Raw genomic sequence first — 21,310 nt, forward strand, 5'->3', positions numbered from 1 at the left:
GACCAAGCCGGCCGCCCGGCTTGGTCACCATGACAAACAATGACTGCACCTTTATACCTCTGTAGACAATAGGCTTCTATAGCAGCGCTCAGCCTTATCGAAGAAGTCTACGCTTTCGTTAAAAGGCCCTACTTTTACGACTTACTACAACCTGAAACGCTATGCCCATCAAGGCTTTTTTATTCGATCTAGACGGCGTCATTGTCGACACAGCCGTATACCACTATCAGGCCTGGAAACGACTGGCCAATGAACTGGGCTTCGACATTTCGGAAGAGTTTAACGAACGGCTCAAGGGCGTCAGCCGCACCGAGTCGCTGGATATTATACTGGCCCACGGTGGCCTGACCTTACCCGATGAGGAAAAGCTGGAACTGGCTTCCCAGAAAAACAACTGGTACCTGGATCTGGTCAGCCGCATGACCGCCGAGGACATCCTGCCCGGCGTGGCTACATTTTTCTCGCAGGTTCGCAAAGCGGGCCTGCAAACGGCCCTGGGATCGGTCAGTAAAAACGCTCCGCTCATTCTGGAGCGCATCGGTATGTCGGCGGTGTTCGACGCGGTCATCGACGGCAACAAGATCAGCAAGGGCAAACCCGACCCGGAAGTATTTACCAAAGGCGCGGCCGAGCTGGAAGTTCGTCCGGCCGAATGCGTGGTTTTCGAAGACGCCGTAGCCGGGGTAGAAGCGGGCAAACGGGGCGGCATGTTCGTGGTTGGTCTGGGGTCGCCGGAGGTGCTGACGCAGGCCGATCTGGTAGCCCCTTCGCTCGACGTACTGACGGTCGACGAGGTGCTGACCAAAGCCAATGCGCGGCCGTAAACCGCTAGCGCTCAGCTACGCCCTTGCCGGTCGGCTCGGGCGTTTTGAGCAATTCGGTACCAGCCCAGCTTAGCCGGGCCACGCTCCCCCGCGCATCGAGCACGAAGCCTACCGCGTCGGTTCCCTCCCAGAAGTTGCTGTAGGTCAGCCGGAACGTGTCGTAATGCCAGTGATCGAGCCGGCCGGTCATCACGTCGTTGGCCGAAAAGACGAGTTTACCATCCTGCACGCTCACGCTGACCTTGCCATAGAGCGGGTCCGTATACTGCCCGGCATAGGCCGTGAGCGGCAGCGATGGTTTTGTATTCCTGACGCGCAGGCTGTCGACCCGGCGCTCGGCCGCTTTCCGGCGCAGCTGTATATCGCTGTACAGCTTGTAGAGATCGGCGTTCCAGTCGCGGCTGATCCCCAACGCAAACTGATCGAACGCGCGGTACATGAGCGCGTGGCGCAGTTCGGCATGATCGAGGTTGCCCTGTATGTAAACAGCCAGTTTCTGGTCGGGAAGCTGGGCATGCATGGCGACCATGCCCGTCAGGCTCCCGGTATGGAAGTTGACCCGGTGGCCCCGGTAGTCGTGCTGGAACCAGCCCAGGGCGTAGGTTTTCCAGGTCGGTTTGGTCAGCACCTGCGAGGGGTAAAACTGGGCATCGGTCACAATTACCTGCGGCTTGAACAGCTCGGCCCAGGTGGCGGGTTTGAGCAACTGACGGGCTTCGGTCTGTCCTGACCGATACCGGCCCGAATCGAGCATACACTGCATCCAGAGGGCCAGATCGTCGGAACACGACCAGACCGACCCGGCCGGCCCTACCGCGTCGACGGCGCCCTCTTCGCGTTTGTTTTTAACGACCCGGACCGTATCGTTTACCGCTACGTGTGGCCAGGCCCGGTTGGGGTCGGTCACCTCCCGAAACAGCGCTTTGGTGCGGGTCATACCCAACGGTTCGAAAATACGCTGCCGGATAAACGTTTCCCAGGGCTGGCCGCTCACTTTCTCCACCACTTTGCCGGCAGCCAGATACATGATATTCTGGTAAATAAACCCCGACCGCAGCGAGTATACCGGTTTGACCAGCCGCATCCGATGCAGAATCTCATCGGACGGAATCTGCATAATGGTCCAGAGCAGATCGGCATTCCCAACGCCGGTGTTATGGGTCAGCAGGTCGCGCACCCGCAACTCGCGCGTAACGGCCGGATCGTACAGCTGAAAATCAGGCAGGTAATTGAGGACCGGATCGTCCCAGTGGAGTTTGCCTTCGTCGACGAGCATGCCGAGACAGGCCGCCGTCATGGCTTTGGTGGTCGACGCCATGGCAAAAAGCGTCTGCGTATTGACGGGCTCCGCTTTGTTGAGCTCCCGAACGCCGTAGCCTTTCTTGAGCAGCACCTTTCCATCTTTCACCACCGTAACGGTGAGGCCCGGAACGTGCCAGTCGCGCACGGCCTGCTGTACGTAGGTGTCGTAGGCCACGACCGGGTCGGCCTGCCGGGTTTTTGACTGGGCCATCAGGCAGTGGCTGCCGATGAGGAGGGTACACAACAGGGCGAGTTTCATAGAGGGGAGGATTGAAGAGCCAATATACACAGAGATCGACCAGTATTTTACGGATTGGCACCAATCATCAGCGCCAGGCCATTAGCTTTGCTTTTCATCCTGTTTGTGCCCAATACATCCTGACAATGATTCACCTGTACAGTCAACGAACCCTGCTGCTGGCGGCCCTGAGTGCCTGCATCAACCTGGCCAGTCCATCCGGTATCCATGCTCAGTCCAAAGCCCGATCCGCTTCACCCGCCGGAGCCGCTGCCATCCGCGAAGCAGACATCAAACGCGACCTGTTTGCCCTGGGGGGCGATCATTTTCGGGGTCGCGAGGCCGGCTCGCTCGATGAGCTGAAAGCCTCGGTCTGGATTGCCGAACAACTCCGCGCCATGGGCCTGCAACCCGCCGGCGACGACGGTACGTTTTTCCAGTTCTTTCACATCCAGCGCACCCGCATCACCGAAACCAGCCGGCTCGCCATTGGCAGTCGACAGCTCACCCACGGCCAGGACGCCTTTCTGCTGGCGCCGGCTATTGCCTCGGTCGATGCCCCCCTCGTCTTCGTCGGTACGGGTTCGCCGGGCGAGATGGCCAATGTCGATATTAAAGGCAAGGCCGTAGCGATCCTGTTTTCGGGAACCGGCCCGGCCGAGCTGAGCTACCGTCGGTTTTTGTTCGGCACCATGACCCGGCGGGCGGCCGAACTCGTGAAGGCGGGTGCCGTGGCGGTGGTGTGGGTATCTAACGAGCAGGCCCAGTCGTATTTCGAGCGCTGGACAACGGGGCTGGAACGCGGCCGATACGATCTGCCCGGCGGGCCCAACACGCGCATATTTACCCAGGCGCCAACGGTCTGGTTACCGGCCAGCGCCATCGACTGGATCAAACAACCCAACCAGCAGTTTACCAACGTGGTCAACGTGGAGAGTTTCAGCTACCCGTCGGTCAACATCGTCGCCAAAGTAGCCGGTACCGACCCAACGCTGGCTAACGAGCACATCCTGTTCAGCACCCACCAGGACCACGACGGCGTTCGGCGGGCGGTAGCGGGCGATTCGATCTGGAACGGTGCCGACGATAACGCCAGCGGCTGCGTTGCCACGATGGCCATTGCGAGAGCGTTTGTCAAACAACCCGCCAAACGCTCGGCGCTGTTTGTGTTCCACGGCGCCGAAGAACGGGGGCTGCTCGGTTCGCGCTATTACGTGGACAAGCCTACCGTGCCGCGCGGGTCGATCGTGGCGGTGCTGAACGCCGAAATGATCGGCCGTAACGCCCCCGACAGTGCCTGTATTCTGGGTCAGCAGCCACCCCACCGTAACTCGACCGACCTGGTCAGTGCCGCTCTGGCCGCCAACCAGGCCAACACCCGGTTCAAACTCGACACGCTCTGGGACAAACCAGAGCACCCCGAAGGCTGGTATTTCCGGAGTGACCACCTGCCCTACGCCCGGGCCAATATCCCCGCCATCGCGTTTACGAGCCTGCTCCACCCCGACTATCATACCCCCAAAGACGAACCCGAGCGCATCGACACCGGCAAAGTGACCAACATAGCCCGCTGGATGTACCTCACCGGCTGGGACATTGCCAATCGCCCGACCCGCGTCCGGCTCGACCCGAATTTCAAGCTGGAACGATAAACGGCTCACAACAAACCTTTCTCTACGCGCATGACGCATCTCTATTCCCGCCCACTGGTTGCCGCGTTGCTGTTGTGGCTGGTGGTTGCCTGCCAGCGCCCCGTTTCGTCCTCGGCAGTATACTATCCGCCCAAAGGCGATAACTGGGCCACAATAACGCCCGAAAAAGCAGGCATGAACCCTGCGTTGCTCGACGCAGCCGTGGCCTTCGCCAAAACGCAGGAAACCACCCAGATGAAACCGGATTTCTCGACCCAGGAAGAGATCTTCGGGAAGCTCCTCGGGCCAATGCCCACCAGCCGGGCAGCCACGAACGGCATCATTCTCCGCCACGGCTACATCGTGGCCGAATGGGGCGACACCCGCAGCGTTGACCCAACATACAGCGTAGCCAAAAGCGTGCTGTCGACGGTGGTAGGCATCAGCCACGAGCGGGGCCTGATCCCGGACATTTTCGAGCCGGTCTCGACGCTGATTCACGATGGCGGCTATGATTCGGAACAGAACCGGGCCGTAACCTGGGAGCAGCACCTCCGCCAAACAACCGAGTGGGAAGGCAGTCTCTGGGGTAAAAACAGCGATTTTATTGGCAAGGAAGCGTTTGGCCGCGGAGAACGCAAGCCCCGCACCCTGCAAAAACCCGGCACCTATTACGAGTATAACGACGTACGGATCAACCGCATGGCGCTTTCGCTGCTGCGGCTCTGGAAAAAGCCGATCCCTGAGGTAGTGCGCGATGAGATCATGAACCCCATCGGCGCGTCGGACACCTGGCAGTACATCCCCTATCCTACGGCCGTAGCCGACGTGGATGGCCAGTCCATGCCCTCGGTGAGTGGCGGTACCCGCTGGGGGGGTGGCCTACGCATCAGCGCCCGCGATCTGGCCCGGTTCGGCTACCTCTACGGGCGGCAGGGACGCTGGCAGAACCGGCAGATTATTTCGGCCGACTGGGTCAGGCAGGCTACTACCGGCAACGCCGTTGGCCCCGACTACGGCTACCTGTGGTGGCTGAATACGGGCAACGCAGCCGGCGGCAAAAAGCCCTGGCCCGACGCACCGACCACCAGCTTTGCAGCCCTTGGCGCGGGGTCGAACACCGTCTGGGTCGACCCCGAACACGATATCGTTATTGTGTGGCGCTGGCATAACGGCAGTCCGAACGAGCTGATCAAACGGGTACTGGCTGCGGTACAGCCGTAACGGTACGATCGGCGGGTTATCGACGTAAGTAGCTGGCTACCAGGAAATCGTCCGGGCGGATTTGCTGCTTCAGCGCCCACTGGCGGCCGATGTCGACGCGGGCTCGGTTGAGTTGACGCACCACCCGTTTCCGGTAAATGTTCAGACAACGCCCCGGCAGTTTTTCTTCGTAGATCAGCTGGTTGGTTTCATCGTAGAAGCGTACAATCGTATAGGGCGATGGCTTGCGGTTGGTTTCGGTCATCCAGAAAATGCCCGATGGTTCGGCCGGTGCGGCATAGCCCGCCAGTCGGTTTTTTTCCGTGTAGGAGCCCGCGGTCAGGGTCTGCGCATAGCCAGTCAGGCTCAGGCTGGTCAGTAGTAGACAGAGGAGTGTGATTTTACCAGTCATAGACGTAACGAGTAGTCATTGTGCCGGCCCCTACCAGGGCCGGCACAATGGGTTTGGAGGTTTAGGAATAGCTGTCTGATCAACTCAGCATCCCTTTGTCGGTATCGAACCGGCCGAGGGTAACACGACCAGTACCCGTATTGAGCGAACGGTCATGGAGAGCCTTTTTGGCGCATTTTACTGGCATACAAGCGGTTCGCAACCCGTATACGCATGAAATTTTCAATTATTAAGTCAGCATGCATACTATCTTTGACGGCTGATTCATCAGCGAGCCTGCGCTTACCCGCCTGACATTAACAGATCACTTATGACCACAATAGCCGAACGCGAACGTCTGTACGAACGAGCCGACAACAAAGGGTGGAAAAAATGGGGACCGTATTTATCCGAGCGGGCCTGGGGTACTGTCCGTGAAGACTACAGCCCCTACGGCGACGCCTGGAACTACGTAACCCACGATATGGCCCGCTCCCGCGCCTACCGCTGGGGCGAAGAAGGCATCGGCGGCATTTCCGATAACAAAGGTCATATCTGCTTCGCTCTGGCGTTCTGGAATCATAAAGACAATATCCTCAAAGAGCGGTTGTTTGGCCTGTCGGGGCCCGAGGGTAACCACGGCGAAGACGTAAAGGAGCTGTATTATTACCTCGACAGTACCCCCACGCACTCCTACATGAAGATGCTTTACAAGTATCCGCAGCAGGAGTTCCCCTACAACCGCCTGGTCATCGAAACCGCCCGCCGAAACCGACAGCAGCCCGAATATGAACTGATCGATACCGGGGTTTTTGAGCAGGATGAGTACTTCGATATTTTCATCGAATACGCCAAAGCCGATCAGAACGACTGGCTGGTAAAAATTACCGCCCACAACCGATCTGCCCAGACAGCTCCGCTAACGATGCTGCCCACGATCTGGTTTCGCAACACCTGGTCCTGGGGTTACGAGCAGTACAACGCCCGGCCCATGATGAACGGGATCGCCAACAACCAGATCGAGGTGAACCACAAGCAGCTGGGGAAGTATAAACTCTACTGCGAAGACGCCGACGCGCTGCTGTTCTGCGACAACGACACCAATACCGAGCGGCTCTACGGCCGGCCCAATGTAGCCAAGTACCCCAAAGACGGGATCAACAATTACATTACGTCGGGCGGGAAGAAAAACTTTATCAACCCCAACCAGATCGGCACGAAAGCGTCGGCTCAGTATACCCGGCAGATACCGCCCGGCGAGAGCATCAGCGTACGGCTGCGCTTCAGCGACCAGACGCTGATGGGCCAGCCCTTTGCCGACTTCGACGACATCTGGAACCAGCGCCTGGCCGAAGCCGATGCGTTTTACGCCAGCCTGCAAACCAACGTAACCGATCCCGAACTGCTTACGATTCAGCGACAGGCCTACGCCGGTATGCTCTGGAACAAGCAGTTTTATTACTATAACGTCAACGAGTGGCTCAAGGGTGACCCCAAGATGCCGGTACCGTTTCAGGGGCGGGTCTATGCGCGCAACGAGAGCTGGCGGCATATGTACACGGCCAATATCCTGAGTATGCCCGACAAGTGGGAATACCCCTGGTTTGCGGCCTGGGATCTGGCGTTTCATACGCTCACCCTGGCGCGGCTCGACCCCGATTTCGCCAAACGGCAGCTGGCCGTTATCCTGCGGGAGTACTACATGCACCCCAATGGTCAGATACCCGCCTACGAATGGAATTTCAGCGATGTGAACCCACCGGTTCACGCCTGGGCTACCTGGAAAGTGTACGAGATTGACCGGGAGCAGAACGGCACCGGCGATGTGGCCTTTCTAGAGCGGGTGTTCCATAAGCTGCTGCTTAACTTTACGTGGTGGGTGAACCGCAAAGACGTCGAAGGCAACAACATTTTCGGGGGCGGCTTCCTCGGCCTCGACAACATCGGGGTGTTTGACCGGAGCCAGCCGCTGCCGATGGGTGGGCGCATCGAGCAGGCCGACGGTACGGGCTGGATGGCCATGTATACCCTGAACATGCTGCGGATTGCCTGCGAAATATCCCTGACGCGCCCCAGCTATCAGGATATGGCCAGCAAGTTCTTCGAGCACTTTCTGCACATAGCGTCGGCCATGAACAACCTCGGCAAGCAGAACATCAGCCTCTGGGACGAGGTCGATCAGTTCTACTACGATGTCCTTCACACGCCCGACAACAACGCCCGCCTGCTGAAGATCCGCTCAATGGTGGGGCTGATTCCGCTCTTTGCGGTCGAGATTCTGGACGAGGAACTGCTCTCCAAACTCCCCGACTTCAAGCGACGGGTCGAATGGGTACTGACCAACCGCCCCGACCTGGCCTCGCTGGTGTCGCGCTGGCACGAGCCGGGTAAGGGCGAAACCCACCTCCTGAGCCTGCTGCGCGGTCACCGGATGAAGATGATCATGAAGCGGATGTTCGACGAGACGGAGTTCCTGTCCGACTTTGGCATTCGCGCCCTGTCGAAATTTCACGAGCAGACACCGTATCAGTTCGAGCTGAACAGCGAGATTTTCCAGGTGCGGTACTCGCCGGCCGAGTCGGAAATGAGCATGTTCGGGGGTAACTCCAACTGGCGCGGTCCGGTCTGGTTCCCACTTAACTTCCTGCTCATCGACTCCCTGCAGAAGTTCTACCAGTATTACGGCGACGACTTCGAGGTAGAATACCCCACTAATTCGGGTCAGGTGATGAGCATCAAGGAAGCGTCTGTTCAGGTAGCCGAGCGGTTGATCAACCTCTTCCGGCGCGGGGCCGACGGCCGTATTCCGGCCTACGGGTTCGATAAGAAACTACAAACCGACCCGCATTTCGATAAGCTTTACCTGTTCTTCGAATATTTCCACGGCGACGTTGGAGCGGGTCTGGGCGCCAACCACCAGACCGGCTGGACGGGTCTGGTAGCCGACCTGATCGAGTACTGGTACAAGTACCAGAGTGAAACGGTTGCTGTGCCCGCTACCAAATAAACAGGCTAACCGTATAAAACCGAATCCGTACGGCCCTAAAAAAGTCCTCCCCATGCATGGAGAGGACTTTTTTAGGGCCGTATGTCAAGTGACTCAACGAATATCCCTATCTCAGGGCCTATCGCTCATGTCGAACCCAGCCTACGGTCATTTTGCGGATTAGTCTACAGCTTTGTCAGGATCGGCATACCCATCGGTATGAATCACCTGTCGACAATTCGCTAATTCGCAGCCGGAAACGACACGGATCCTTTTGTGGCTACAAACTGTAACGTCCCCCCTCTGTATACGAGTTGTCTGGCCCACTGGCTTAGCTGGTCTACCGATACGATATGCCCATTGTCCAGAAACACCACATCATTAATTGTTGGCAGACGGTTGCAGGACCAGGTGGCCGGATTTGACCAGGTGCCCGACTGCACCGTACGCATGGCATCCCGGCTGAGGGTAACCGCAACCCGGTTGCTGGGGCAATATCCCATACACTGGCTCTGTACATAAACCGTTTGGCTGGCAGTGGTCGACAGTGGCGGGCTATACGAACTCCCGGTTTCCAGCAGTGTACCGCTGGCAGGTGCGCTCCACCAGGTGAGTGTAGCTGGCGGAACACTACCCACTGTTTCAACCGTTACCGAGAATCCGGATACACAAAGCGGATCCAGGGAATAGTCGTCCAGCGGTAATAGCGTCCATACACCGTTAGGGTTCTGCCCCGTAAGTATAGAAAGCGACTGCGCCGGTGAAAACGTACCCGACCTGGGGGTTGAGCCAAAGACAATAGCGGGAGCACCATCCTGAAAAACCGTCGTTATACTACCTGCATAGGCCGTATTCAGGCCATAGGTACGGGCAGGCACCAGCGTAATGATAGTGCCCTGGGGCGACTGAAGCTGAAACTGGACTTCTTCATTGAACGGATTACCGGAGCCAGCCGGCAGGCCGCAACTGGTTTCGTAATTTCCATCTTTCTTTTCCCAGGTAATTGACACAGCAATTCGGCTCAACTGCGCCAATCCGCTTATCTGTACCGTTGGGTCGTTCCCGCTTTTCAAGCGGCCATCGTAGCCAACCACTCCTCCGCTGTAGGTGGCGGTCTGGGTTATACTGGTTGGACAGGCAGTCGCTGCGGCAGTCAACGACGTGGTAGAAGGGCGGGCCGGATCAAGTCCGCACAGGGTCAGGCTGGAGGCTGCCGGTAGCGGACTTCTGACATCCAGAAATTGCAGAGGCAGTTGATTGGATGTGAATAAGCAATTCTGGATAGTAGCACGAGCCTGGTACGTACCTGCCTGCGTTGCGCCAAGGGTTGATGACACCGCGCCCGACACAACCGCACCGTTACGGAGCCACTGGTAACTGGCCGGAGGTAGTGTATTGGTACTCAACATGATCTGGCCACCCGTACAGCCCACGGTCATCGAACTGCCAATTGTGACGGTATGTGCCACAACGGTTGTTGATACGGGTGTTGCCTCAATCTGACACCCTGGAAAGATAACGGATACCGTATACGTACCTGTGATTCGGGAGGCAAGACTGGCCGAATGAATGCCGGTTATGACCTGCCCATCGCGGCTCCAGGTGTAGGGCAGGCTGCTACGAACAGCCGCGCTGGCATCAACCGCAATGGCCTGCAAAATTGTCGAGTCGCCACTGCAGATACCGGGCGGACGCGTGGTTGAGATCTGAAGCGCGCCCGGCAGCTGCAGGACCAGTTTGCGGGTAGACGGAATAACGCAGTTACCGGTATTGATCGAGGCCGAATATACACCACTCTCGGCAACAGTGAGCGTCGGGGTCGATATCGCCAACGAGGCATTGTCTCGCTGCCACTGGTAGGTGGCTCCCGCTACCGGCACCAGACTCAATGTCGTCTGCTGGCCCGGGCAAAGTGTCGTACTACCCGACGCCGACAGGTTTGGGTCGACCACAACCTGCGTTACCGATATAACCGGACTTACAGCGGTACAGCTCAACCCGGCGGCTTCCAGACTAACAGAATAATCGCCCCCCTGATTGACCATGAGCCTCGACCGGTTCGTACTCGCCACGAGGCCGTTCCGATACCATAGTACCGTTCCGGCATAGGTAACAGGAATGCTTAGTTCTACAGAATCGGTCTGGCACAGGAGCGGTCGTTTACTGGTCGTCACGCTCAGCGAAGCCGGAATAAACGTCACGTTCACTGCCGACGCCGATACGGGACAGCCCTGCGTACCCTGTACCGTTAACCCATATACGCCTGTTTGTGTAACGGCGAGGGTAGCAGCATCGGGACCCGTCGGCTGACCATCTCTGGTCCATTGGTACGACTGCGTCCCGGTCAGGCTCGTGGCGCGCAGCGTTAACGGCGTACCCGCGCAGAGGACCGGGTTACCGGAGGGTGTAATACTAACCGTCGACGAGCTTATGCAGGCTTGCTGAACGGCCCGCAGCGCGTTAATCCGACCGCTTCCCAGCAAACCCGAAAAACCGGGGTTCTGCGCATCTATGTTATCGCAGGTATTTTTTATGAGCGTAATCAACTCCGAACTGGTCAACGCTGGTTTCACCGACCAGATATACCCAAACAGGCTCGCTACCAGCGGAGAAGCCATAGAGGTTCCGCTGTATGTGGCATAGGTGCTGGTCGGCACCGTGCTGTAGATCGACGATCCGGGCGCGAACAGATCGACCCAGGGGCCGTAGTTACTGAATGAACTCCGCGCATCGGTTGAGGTAGAACTGCCTACCGAGATGATGTTATTGTAAGCGGCCGGATAGGACACCGAACTTGTATTGGAATTGCCGGCCGCTGCTATCCAGATTATGCCCCGGCTGAATACGTCGTTGGCTAACGTCTGGGCTGTACTGGAGTAAGCACCGCCCCCCCAGGACGTGTTGATGATGTTTGCCCCATTCTGAGCTGCCCAGGCAACTCCTTCGTATGCATGGGTAATCGCATTGCTACCCGCCGAAGCGTCGGTTGATGACTTTACCGGAATGAGTTTTATGTTGTTAAACCCCATCGATGCAACCCCTACCCCATTGCCCGTTACGGCACCAACGATACCTGCTACGTGGGTCCCGTGCGACATGGATGTATTCGGCGGATTAGGGTTATTATCTCCGTCGGCCACATCGTACCCCGAAAGCATATTGGCCGCCAAATCAGGGTGGGTAATCTGCACGGCATCGTCGCAGATCGCTACTTTAATGGTTGCATACCCCTGGTTCAGATCCCAGGCCTGGTAAGCCTTGATGGTACTCAGATGATACTGGCTATTGAGGCTCGGATCGTTAGGGGTCAGACTCGTTCGCATGAGCGGAACCCGCTCAACATATTCGATATCCGGACGCGCCTTTATCTCGTCCATAAATTTTTCGACGAGTTTGTGATTGGCCAGTTTCAGCCGGTACACTCGCTGCAGGTCGGCATTCGTAGAAAAGAAAAACGAACGCTCGGCCCTGTCGACGGCAAACTGCGTACTGAGCTGGGCTATAAACGGTAACTCGGCCTGTATGTTCACCGCGTTGCTCCCTTTGCGCTGAACGGAGCTCACTGACTTCAGCTTGACATATACCTCGCCGTCGACATACTCTTTGCTACTATCCTGCGCCTGTCCACCGAGGGAGAAACACAGAAACAACAGAGTGAACAAGCACCATACCCGATTCATAGAAGGCTCTTTATCAATAGTTGGAGAGCCCAAATATATAAAATACTTTACGGGATATACTTAGCAAAAATACTCAATCCGTTTAAAGTGAATTTTTTAACTCGTATCACACCACGGCTGGCTCAAGTAAACGAATCAGGCCTTTCTCGGCGTCCATATCGGCGTTGATTCCGATCGGTACGGTGAACTTGTCGGTAATATGCCCAATCATGGCGCCGGCAAAAGCCGGAATATTCAGCGGCCCTATATGCTCGATCAGCACGTCTTCGAGCGTCAGCGACCCGTAGCCCCCGCTACCGGGACCGCAACGCGTACACTTGCCGAACACGAGCCCCGACAACTGGTTGAGCACCCCGGCCAGTTTCAGATGGGTCAGCATTCGGTCAACACTGTAGATATCCTCGCTGACATCTTCGATAAACAGGATTTTATTACGCCAGTCGGGTACGTAAGCAGACCCCAGCAGGTGGCAGAGCACCGTCAGATTGCCACCCACCAGCGGACCACGCGCCGTACCGGGCCGGATCGTCCAGATGCGGTCGTCGGTCTGGGCGAGCGTATCGCCCTTGTCGGTCGGGTTTTCATACACGACCGGTTCGCCCTCCATAATCACGCGCCGGAACCGGTCTACGGTATACGAATTCCAGGTGGCCGAGCCTACCGGGCCATGGATGGTAGCCAGCCCGGTTTTGGTATGAATACCCAGCAGGAGGGCCGTAATGTCGCTGTAGCCAATGAGTAGTTTGGGGTTTCGGCGGATCAGTTCGTAGTCGAGCAGCGGCAGCAACCGGGCGCAGCCCCAGCCGCCGTGCATGGCCATGACCATCTGGATATCCGGGTCGGCAAACATGGCATTCACGTCGGCAGCCCGGTCGGCATCGCGCCCGGCCAGGTAGCCGTAGCGGTCATAAAAGTGCGGAGCCAGCCTGGTTTTCAGCCCCATCGCCACCAGCGACTCCTGGGTAACCTGTACTTCTTCGCGGCTGTAGGCCGGCGCAGCCGGACAAACCAGCCCCACCGTATCGCCGGGCTTGAGCCGGGCCGGTTTTATAGTAGCCAGTGGTTTTTGGTCGTAGGTAGCAAAGGGCGCAAGCGCAGTGGTTTTGAGCAGAGAACGGCGGGTCAGCATGGCAACAAGTTGTTTGCAGAAATCATTGTATAATACTAACAAAAAATCGCATAAGAGATCGTTCGCGGATTTTTTCCCGTTTCCGGACGGGTTACGGCAATACGATTCAGCCCAATTCAGGCCGTCATTAGCGGCTGGTTTCGCCGGGCACCTTTGTTAAAAGACCTTAACGGTACAACGCATCGACCCGTGCGGGTATCCTGCTGGTAACCAAACCCCATACCCAATGGCTCATGTCAACAGGCTTCTGATTATCATTATCCTGGCGCTCGCCCAGCCCCTGACCGCTGCCCCGGCTATGCGCCCTAAGAATATACCGTGTGCCCCACCCGATTACAGGATATATCATCGCAGCATTGCCCGCATCCATGACCTGATTGCCAGTCAGCAGTACAACGATGCATTGGTGGCCTACAAAAATGTATTTACCAGCTATGATTTCGTCTTCCTGCGGGACTACAAAATAGCCGCCCAACTGGCATTATATCTGGGCAGGCCCGGCGAGGCTCTGGGCTTCGTTCACAAGGGCTTCGCAGCGGGCATGACACCAAAGCAGATCCGTAAGCACGCCTTTCTCAGGCAGCTTACCGACCAGCCCGACTGGAAAAAACTCAAAAAACAGTACCCTGCACAACGGGGCATCTATCAGCAACGCATAAACCCGGCGGTTCGAGCCGAGGTGCAGGCCATGTTTCGTAAGGATCAGTGGAAAGCACTAGGTGCCTTGTTTACCTTCAGTTCTAGACGACAGGACCACTATGCCGAAAAGCGGTTCGCCCCGCATAGTCAAATTCAGCTGGCCAGGCTCACCAGGATTCTGAAAGCCTACGGCTATCCTGGTGAGAAGCTAACGGGTAATGGCAGTTGGGGAGCCGTTATTCTCAGCCACCACAATTCCATTAGCCAGCGCCATGCCCTTGCGGATACACTCTATCCGGCACTCAAACCTAAACTTCTCAACGCACTGGCATTGGGGCAGCTTTCGCCCTATGAACTGGCTCTGATCGATGACTGGTATGTAGCCGTCAAAAGCAGTCGCCGGGAAAAACGCTATGGCTACATGGACGACGTCCTGACAGAAACCGAACGGGACAAAGTCAACGAGTGGCGCGGTGAGATTGGCCTTAGCCGGGTTGAGACAATCAATGCGCTCATGGACAGACAACAGGAAACCGGCCTGAACTTTCATCTTCCATTCCGCCAACCCGCTAAAACCCGCATTCGACCCGATAGCCTGTGACTCTGTATAGCCACATAAGGGCCTGAGACCGATGTGAATAATCTGACTGCACCGGGGTTATTCCATCGCTCGTGCCGTTAGATCGGCCATTCTAACGATTAAACCAGCGATTTATGACCTACTGGTTCATAGTGAACCGGTTAGCGATGAGCCTGCTCTGTTAGGCTACTATTGCAAAACAATCACACACAGAGGCAGTTTATAATATAAACAAAACACAACCAGCGTTATGAAAATTGCCGTAGAAAAAGGACAGGATAAACCACTGCTGGCCGACGGGCACCACAGCGTTACGATCACGCACATCGACGAAGGTACCAGCGAGAACAAAGGGGTGCCTTTCTTTGCCGCCCGCTTTGAAAACGAAGACGGGTATGTTTCGCACCGGTTTTACCAGTCGCAGGCGGGTATGGCCAGTATTGTCGGCCTGTTCGAGCAGGCGGGTATAACCGTAGAAGAAGGCAAGGAGCTGGACACGAAACAGCTGATTGGCAAACAGGTAGACATTGAAGTCGGCGAACGGTCGTATACGGACCCCGAAACCGGTAACGAGCGCACCCTCAAACAGGCGATGAATTTTCTGGTAAGCTAAACCAGGCTGCGCCAGCTGCTTCCGGGTGGCTGGCGCAACCAGTTAGTCAGAAAACCAGTCTGCTTTTCGGTCCTATCGCCGGATCAGGTATCTTAGCCGTTCATGTTTACTCCTTACGTTATGAAACCTGTGTTCGGCCTTCGCTTCTGCCTGCTTTTATTGACCTGTCTGCTCTGGAACTGCAAAAGCGACGACCCCGCCCCTACCCCGTTTCAGGCCACCGATTTTGAGGTCGTTATCAATACGACCACCCAGTCCGGAAACGACTACCGGGTCAACTACGATATCGTCAACAAAACGACCCGCCGGTACGCAGCCCCCAGCGATCAGCTGTTCAACGTTGTTTTTACGGCCAAAGCAGCCGATGGCTCAACCTATACCGAGCAGGAGGGCGTACCGGAGTTGGATGCCAGCTCCCGACAATCGCGGGTAACGCTGGTCAGCACGACCGGCAAGCAAACTACCATTACGGCCGAGGTGCTCAAGGCCCAATAGGGTTTACTTTTTGTAGGCAAATCGCATCAGATACCCTTTCTTGCCATCGCCTTCGCTCGCGATGAATAGATCGCCGTTGGGTGCAAAACAGATGCCTTCGGGCTGGCGAAACCGCTTCGGGTCGAGCGACTCCGAGTAGGTAATTTTGGCCTGTCGATTCGTAATGACCAGCCGCTTCCCGGCCGAGGTCAGGATATACCACTCGCCCGTTATGGGGTGAACAGCAATGGCCGAGGGCTTGTAGGATTTAGGATCGATGCCCGCGCCGTTCAGCTGCTCGTCGTTTAGCTGCATATCCTTAAATACCGCCCGGTTCAGCAGATCGAACGAGTAAACGGCTTTATCGCTCGACGCACTCCCCCCGTTCTTGACCGCCAGTAGCAGCCGTTTGGTCTTAGGATCATAGCCCAGCCCTTCTACCTCGGTTTTGGCGGGCAGGTCGGTTTTGGTGCGGCCAATCTGCGTCGACTCCGGCTTGAACCGGAACAGGTTGCCATTACTTTCGAGTACATACACCTCCCCGTTCACGTATTCGATCCCTTCAAAATCGCCGTATCCGCCGAAGCCAAAGTCTTTGACTACTTTCTTTTTGCGGATATCGTAGACGTACACTGCCGCTTCTTCATCCTGCACGCAGAGCAGCTGTCCATCCTTGTAATACGTCAGACCCGATATCTCTTCCAGCGCTTTGGGCAACGTCACGTTGTCGTCGGGCGATTGGAGGTCGTAGGGAAGTTTGAACGGGGCCGCTATGGTTGCGGACTCGGGTTGGTTCTCCGTTTTGGTCGATGAGGTGCCGCAGCCAGCCAGCCCAAGCAGTATTCCCAACAAAAAGCGATTCATACAGGATGCAGGTTTGGCGCAAAGGTACGTGCCTAACCGATCTGCACACCGATCGGCTGCCCAACCGCCGTTTTTTTAACATGACGACATGGCCCTATTTTACTCGGAACGCTGAATCTCAGGCCCGTCGGGCAAAAACCGTCGTTCATCCACATTGCTTTTGCGGGTTGATTCGGGCAGCACACCTTTGTCTCAGTCAAACGAACCAAACAAATACGAACCATGAAAAAAGTATTCGTTCTGATGCTGGGACTGGTAGCCGGTACCGCATCATTTGCCCAGACCACCGCCGACAAAGCGCCCGTCACCTACGTATCCGTCACCACTGACCAGAAGATTCAACTCGTTGTCGGCCGTGAACAGGCCACCGCTACGGTGAGCCTTCGCGATGAGCAGGGCCGCATCCTGTACGCGCAGAACGTAAACCTACGCGATGGCCTCCACCAATATTTCAACATTGCTGAACTGGCCAACGGAACCTACCAACTGGCCATTCGTGTCGGTAAAGAGCAGATAGTGAAAACGTTTGTAGTCGGCGAGCAGCCCGCTCAGAAAGTGGTTGCTTTTGAGTCGTGATCCAAAATTCGTCACCCAACCCACCGAAACCGGCATTCCGCCGGTTTCTTTTTTTGTAGCATAGGTAGGATGTGTAGATTTGTTATATGACCACCGTACCGACAACATACCGCCTGACCAACCGGCAAAAATGGCAGCTCGCCCTGAGCGTGTTTGTTGTCTACTGGCCCCTGCGGCTTTATGTCAATATCTCGAACCCCAGCTGGGCCCTGCGGGCGTCGCGGCTGCCGTTCTTCATTCTCGAGATTCTGCTGTCGCTGTTCTTTTTCTTTCTCTGGATCAGCATTACCGAGTGGATACAGCGACGGCTGTTCAGCTGGTTCGGCGACGGGTTTCTGCTGGAGTTCAAAATTCCGGCTCAGCTGGCTACCCTACTCATTGCCAGCGTCATAGCCCTTTCGTTTAACTATGGCTTTTACACCATCTGGCGCACACTGGACAGCTTCGTTGACGAGCGGTTTCCGGCGTATCGGTCGCAGCGCCCCCCCAAATCATACACTCCCCTCGACGTAGCCGTTTGGCGGCAGGGGCGCGAACAGCGGGCCCGGGCCAATAATAGCCTCACCGTTCTGGCACTGCTGTCGGCTTTTTACCTGGCGGCCAACCGGCGTACCAACCGCCGGCTCGAACTGGTTCAGGTGCGGGCCGAACGACTCGAGAAAGAAGCGGTACAGGCTCAGTTTACGGCCCTCAAAAGTCAGGTCAATCCGCATTTCCTGTTCAACAGCCTGAGTATTCTATCGTCGCTGGTTCATGCCGACGCCGACCTGTCTGAGCGCTTCATCGACCAGCTCTCCCGGGCGTATCGGTATATTCTGGAGCAGAAAGATAACGAGAGCGTATCGCTCAAAACTGAGCTGGAGTTCATTCAGGCCTACCGCTTTCTGCTCAACATCCGCTTCGAAAACAAGTTCGATGTCATCATCAACGTACCCGAGGCCGATCAGGTCCGGTACGCCATTGCTCCGCTCACCCTGCAGCTCCTGGTCGAAAACGCCGTAAAACACAACCGGATGTCGGCCAAAGAGCCGCTGCAGGTACAGATCTTTCTGGAAGACGACAGCCTGGTTGTGCAGAACAACCGGCAGCTGCGTCCCCAATCCGAGGTGTCGACCGGTGTGGGTCTACAGAATATTGTCAACCGATATACGCTGCTTACCGATCGGCCTGTGCACGTCAGTGAGAACGAATCGGCTTTTATTGTCAAAATACCGCTACTCGGCGAACGGGTACCGGCATAGCCTCCCTACAGGTTTTTGTTTACGGTAGTTCGTCGGCTGGCTCTGCTGCTCCGATTATGAATGTATTGATTATTGAAGATGAGAACCTCACCGCCAAACGGCTGGAGGGCATGTTGCAGAAATACGATCCCGGTATACAGGTGCTGGCGGCCATTCCGTCGGTAAGTGAAGCCGTGGCGTGGTTCAACCAGCCGGCCCGCCCCAGTGTCGATCTGGTTTTCATGGACATCCACCTCGAAGATGACCTGGGGTTCCGCATTTTCGAGCAGGCCAACCTGACTACGCCGGTCGTTTTTACCACCGCCTATGATGAGTACATGATCCAGGCGTTTAAGGTAAACAGCATCGATTACCTGCTCAAGCCCATCAACTACAACGAACTGGTAGCGGCCATTGAAAAATTCAAAGCGCTGAAAAAGCAGTTCGGCTCAGCGAGCGCATCGGCTCCCGACCTCGAAACCCTCCTGAGCCTGATTGGCGGCCCCCGCCAAACCGAGTATAAGGACCGGTTCATGATTACGGTGGGCACCAAAATCCGGAGCATCGAAACAACCGATGTAGCGTATTTCTACCTCGAAGAGCGGGTGGTCTTTCTGGTCACCAAAGACGGGCTCAACCTGCCGATTGACTATAGCCTCGACAAGCTGACCCAACTGCTGAACCCCCGGCAATTTTTCCGGATCAGTCGGCAGTTTCTGGTGTCCTTGTCTGCCATTCAGACCATCCACACCTATTCGGCGGGCAAACTGAAGCTCGATCTGATGCCCAAATCGCGGCAGGAGGTGTTTGTCAGTGGCGACCGGATGACCGAGTTTAAGGAATGGTTGGGGAAGTAGGGTCAGCCAGCCGGTCCAGTTCGCTGCGTAACACAGGTAACGCCTGCTCCAGCCCGGTTTTGAAGTGATTCCAGCGGCTAATTACCCCCTCTGGTTCGGGCGCTGACTTGGCATACTGCTCCAGCTGGCGCAACTCCATTTCCAGCGACGTCAGTCCGACCATACCCACCCAGGGCACAATCTTATGGGCCACATCGGCCACACCGACCCAGTTTTGCTGCTCCATACCGGCTTCCAGCTGGTCAAAATCCGGCATGACCTCATCGAGAAACAGATGAAGTACACTCACAATCTGCCCTCGGCTTCCGCCATGCAGCCGGTCTAGTCGTGGGTAATCAATAGCGGGGGCGGTTAATGGCATAGTAGTTGGATGAGCAAACGGTGGTGATCAGGCCCGGCGGTACGTTACCGCTGGGTATATCGGGCAATTTTTTCGAATAAATCGTCAGGATTGAACGGTTTGGTGACGTAATCGTTCATGCCGATCGCAAAGGCGCGGTCCTGGTTGCTGAACGGAGCCGATCCGGTCAGGGCCAGCACGGGTACAGCCGGATTTTGCTGCCGAATAACCTCGGTAGCCAGATACCCATCCAGAACCGGCATCTCCAGATCCATCAGTACAATATCGTACGTACCGGCGCTGAATTTATCGATGGCTATCTGTCCGTTCTCTGCGGTATCGACCAGAATTCCCCACTTCTGCATAAAGCGCTGCGCCATTTTAAGATTGATCGGGTAATCATCGACCAGTAACAGCCGGATGCCAGCCAGCGGCTGGTCACTGCCATCGGCTGGCGTCGGTTTTTGAGAAGAGGACAGGCTATCCACGGTATATATCGGTTTGTCAATCAGGTGTATGGCACCCATGATTCGCTGAGAATTCAGCCTGAATCAGGTCCTGCAACAAATATAAGTTAGTTTACCATTTCTTAACTCAGGCAATTAAAATTTTACTTTTCAGGAAAAATAGAGTTTTTAAGCGGTGTGTTTCGGGCTCAGCCTGCGCCAACGAACCCCGTTTGGCTGGTTCAGTTACGGCTGGCAGGCAGCCTTGCCGGGTACTGAGACTGAGGCTTTCTACGGGATGTTTATCGGCCCGAATCCGGTTAATCGGGTTTGTACCCGTACCTTTGCCGGATGACCGGCTCGTTATGGCCGGTCTTTGACATCTGGTATACTATGCAACATTCCGATCAGCCGCGTCGACGCGGTCAGCGCACCGACCAGCAGCTCACGGTTCAGGCTCCGGCCCAACTGATGGCTTTTCTGATTGACAAGCTGCCGCACAAGAATCGTAACAATATCAAATCGCTGCTGAGTAATAAACAGATTCTGGTCGACGGGCGGGTTTATACCCAGTTTAACCACCCGCTGCAACCCGGCCAGATCGTTACCGTAGCGGGCAACCGGGCGCCCGAGACAACCCAATACAGAGGCCTGACCATTCTGTACGAAGACCCACACCTGATCGTGATCAACAAACAGGCTGGTCTGCTGTCGATGGGCACCAGTAAGGAGCGCGACCGTACGGCCTACAGCATGCTGAGCGACTTCACCAAGAAAGAGGATCCGAAGAACAAGATTTTTATCATCCACCGGCTCGACCGCGAAACATCGGGGGTGATGATGTTTGCCCGGAGCGAGAAAGTGCAGAAGCTGATGCAGGAATCGTGGAACGATACCACCAAGCAGCGGACCTACGTGGCGCTGGTAGAGGGCGTACCGGAACCGCCGGCCGATACCATCACCTCCTACCTGCGCGAAAGTAAAGCCCTGATCGTATACTCCAGCCAGAACCCCGAATACGGGCAGCTGGCCGTCACGAACTATACCGTACTAAAGGCCGCCAACGGATATGCCCTGCTTCACCTGGAGCTGGAAACCGGGCGCAAGAACCAGATTCGGGTACACATGCAGGATATTGGTCACCCCATTGCGGGCGACAGTAAGTACGGCGCCACTTCTGACCCGGTCGGGCGCCTGGGGCTGCACGCCGAGATGCTGGCCTTCGAACACCCCATCACGGGCGAGGCCATGCGGTTCGACGCGCCGGTGCCCAAATCGTTTCTGAGCGTTTTAAAACAGTCCGAATGAATAGTTCAG

18 protein-coding genes are annotated in these 21,310 nt (G+C 56.3%); 11 read left to right on the forward strand and 7 right to left on the reverse strand.

Annotation, left to right across the window (positions count from 1 at the left end; all coding sequences use genetic code 11):
• Positions 1-161 precede the first annotated feature (161 nt).
• Positions 162-824, forward strand: a complete 663-nt coding sequence (pgmB, locus tag B1C80_RS24255) for a beta-phosphoglucomutase (protein ID WP_077923811.1) — start codon at positions 162-164, stop codon at positions 822-824.
• A gap of 4 nt (positions 825-828) precedes the next feature.
• Here pgmB and B1C80_RS24260 read toward each other — a convergent pair whose 3' ends face one another.
• Complete coding sequence (locus tag B1C80_RS24260; RefSeq protein ID WP_077923812.1) at positions 829-2,385, reverse strand: serine hydrolase; 1,557 nt, start codon at positions 2,383-2,385, stop codon at positions 829-831.
• Between the two features lie 125 nt (positions 2,386-2,510).
• Here B1C80_RS24260 and B1C80_RS24265 point away from each other — a divergent pair, with 125 nt between their 5' ends.
• Together B1C80_RS24265 and B1C80_RS24270 are read left to right on the forward strand one after the other, a co-directional pair.
• Positions 2,511-4,016, forward strand: coding sequence for a M28 family peptidase (locus tag B1C80_RS24265; protein WP_077923813.1), 1,506 nt, complete (start codon positions 2,511-2,513; stop codon positions 4,014-4,016).
• A 30-nt stretch (positions 4,017-4,046) separates the two neighbouring features.
• Entirely contained in the window at positions 4,047-5,219 is a 1,173-nt protein-coding gene (locus B1C80_RS24270) for a serine hydrolase (protein ID WP_077923814.1), read from the forward strand.
• Between the two features lie 16 nt (positions 5,220-5,235).
• On the opposite strand, the gene B1C80_RS24275 is transcribed toward B1C80_RS24270, so the two are convergent.
• Positions 5,236-5,610 (reverse strand): hypothetical protein, encoded by a 375-nt coding sequence (locus B1C80_RS24275; protein WP_077923815.1) that lies wholly within the window; start codon positions 5,608-5,610, stop codon positions 5,236-5,238.
• Positions 5,611-5,920: 310 nt separating this feature from the next.
• Here B1C80_RS24275 and B1C80_RS24280 point away from each other — a divergent pair, with 310 nt between their 5' ends.
• Positions 5,921-8,596 (forward strand): glucosidase, encoded by a 2,676-nt coding sequence (locus tag B1C80_RS24280; protein ID WP_077923816.1) that lies wholly within the window; start codon positions 5,921-5,923, stop codon positions 8,594-8,596.
• A gap of 221 nt (positions 8,597-8,817) precedes the next feature.
• Here the strand turns inward: B1C80_RS24280 and B1C80_RS24285 are convergent, their stop codons facing one another.
• Together B1C80_RS24285 and B1C80_RS24290 are read right to left on the reverse strand one after the other, a co-directional pair.
• Positions 8,818-12,237 (reverse strand): S8 family serine peptidase, encoded by a 3,420-nt coding sequence (locus B1C80_RS24285; protein WP_165358935.1) that lies wholly within the window; start codon positions 12,235-12,237, stop codon positions 8,818-8,820.
• Between the two features lie 124 nt (positions 12,238-12,361).
• On the reverse strand, positions 12,362-13,384 hold the full coding sequence (locus tag B1C80_RS24290; RefSeq protein ID WP_077923818.1) for an LD-carboxypeptidase: 1,023 nt from the start codon (positions 13,382-13,384) through the stop codon (positions 12,362-12,364).
• A 226-nt stretch (positions 13,385-13,610) separates the two neighbouring features.
• Here B1C80_RS24290 and B1C80_RS24295 point away from each other — a divergent pair, with 226 nt between their 5' ends.
• The 3 genes from B1C80_RS24295 (at position 13,611) to B1C80_RS24305 (ending at position 15,711) form a co-directional block, all read left to right on the forward strand.
• On the forward strand, positions 13,611-14,624 hold the full coding sequence (locus B1C80_RS24295; RefSeq protein ID WP_077923819.1) for a hypothetical protein: 1,014 nt from the start codon (positions 13,611-13,613) through the stop codon (positions 14,622-14,624).
• A gap of 229 nt (positions 14,625-14,853) precedes the next feature.
• Complete coding sequence (locus B1C80_RS24300) at positions 14,854-15,216, forward strand: hypothetical protein (RefSeq protein WP_077923820.1); 363 nt, start codon at positions 14,854-14,856, stop codon at positions 15,214-15,216.
• 120 nt (positions 15,217-15,336) lie between these two features.
• Positions 15,337-15,711 (forward strand): hypothetical protein, encoded by a 375-nt coding sequence (locus tag B1C80_RS24305; protein WP_077923821.1) that lies wholly within the window; start codon positions 15,337-15,339, stop codon positions 15,709-15,711.
• A gap of 3 nt (positions 15,712-15,714) precedes the next feature.
• Here B1C80_RS24305 and B1C80_RS24310 read toward each other — a convergent pair whose 3' ends face one another.
• A complete protein-coding gene (locus B1C80_RS24310; protein ID WP_077923822.1) occupies positions 15,715-16,554 on the reverse strand; it encodes an SdiA-regulated domain-containing protein in 840 nt (279 codons plus the stop codon).
• A gap of 222 nt (positions 16,555-16,776) precedes the next feature.
• Here B1C80_RS24310 and B1C80_RS24315 point away from each other — a divergent pair, with 222 nt between their 5' ends.
• From B1C80_RS24315 to B1C80_RS24325, 3 genes are all read left to right on the forward strand, one after another.
• Entirely contained in the window at positions 16,777-17,130 is a 354-nt protein-coding gene (locus B1C80_RS24315) for a hypothetical protein (protein ID WP_077923823.1), read from the forward strand.
• A gap of 86 nt (positions 17,131-17,216) precedes the next feature.
• Positions 17,217-18,371, forward strand: a complete 1,155-nt coding sequence (locus tag B1C80_RS24320; RefSeq protein ID WP_077923824.1) for a sensor histidine kinase — start codon at positions 17,217-17,219, stop codon at positions 18,369-18,371.
• A 56-nt stretch (positions 18,372-18,427) separates the two neighbouring features.
• Positions 18,428-19,207, forward strand: a complete 780-nt coding sequence (locus B1C80_RS24325; protein WP_077923825.1) for a LytTR family DNA-binding domain-containing protein — start codon at positions 18,428-18,430, stop codon at positions 19,205-19,207.
• Here the strand turns inward: B1C80_RS24325 and B1C80_RS24330 are convergent.
• Both B1C80_RS24330 and B1C80_RS24335 read right to left on the reverse strand, forming a co-directional pair.
• The gene (locus B1C80_RS24330; RefSeq protein WP_077923826.1) at positions 19,185-19,568 is read right to left on the reverse strand and encodes an Hpt domain-containing protein; all 384 of its coding nucleotides are present in this window, start codon (positions 19,566-19,568) and stop codon (positions 19,185-19,187) included. The genes B1C80_RS24325 and B1C80_RS24330 overlap by 23 nt on opposite strands.
• 44 nt (positions 19,569-19,612) lie before the next feature.
• On the reverse strand, positions 19,613-20,074 hold the full coding sequence (locus B1C80_RS24335) for a response regulator (protein ID WP_077923827.1): 462 nt from the start codon (positions 20,072-20,074) through the stop codon (positions 19,613-19,615).
• 312 nt (positions 20,075-20,386) lie between these two features.
• Here B1C80_RS24335 and B1C80_RS24340 point away from each other — a divergent pair, with 312 nt between their 5' ends.
• Positions 20,387-21,301 (forward strand): RluA family pseudouridine synthase, encoded by a 915-nt coding sequence (locus B1C80_RS24340; RefSeq protein ID WP_077923843.1) that lies wholly within the window; start codon positions 20,387-20,389, stop codon positions 21,299-21,301.
• The last annotated feature ends 9 nt before the right edge of the window (positions 21,302-21,310 follow it).

This window comes from Spirosoma sp. 209, assembly GCF_002006735.1.
In the GTDB taxonomy this organism is placed as follows: Bacteria; Bacteroidota; Bacteroidia; order Cytophagales; family Spirosomataceae; genus Spirosoma; species Spirosoma sordidisoli.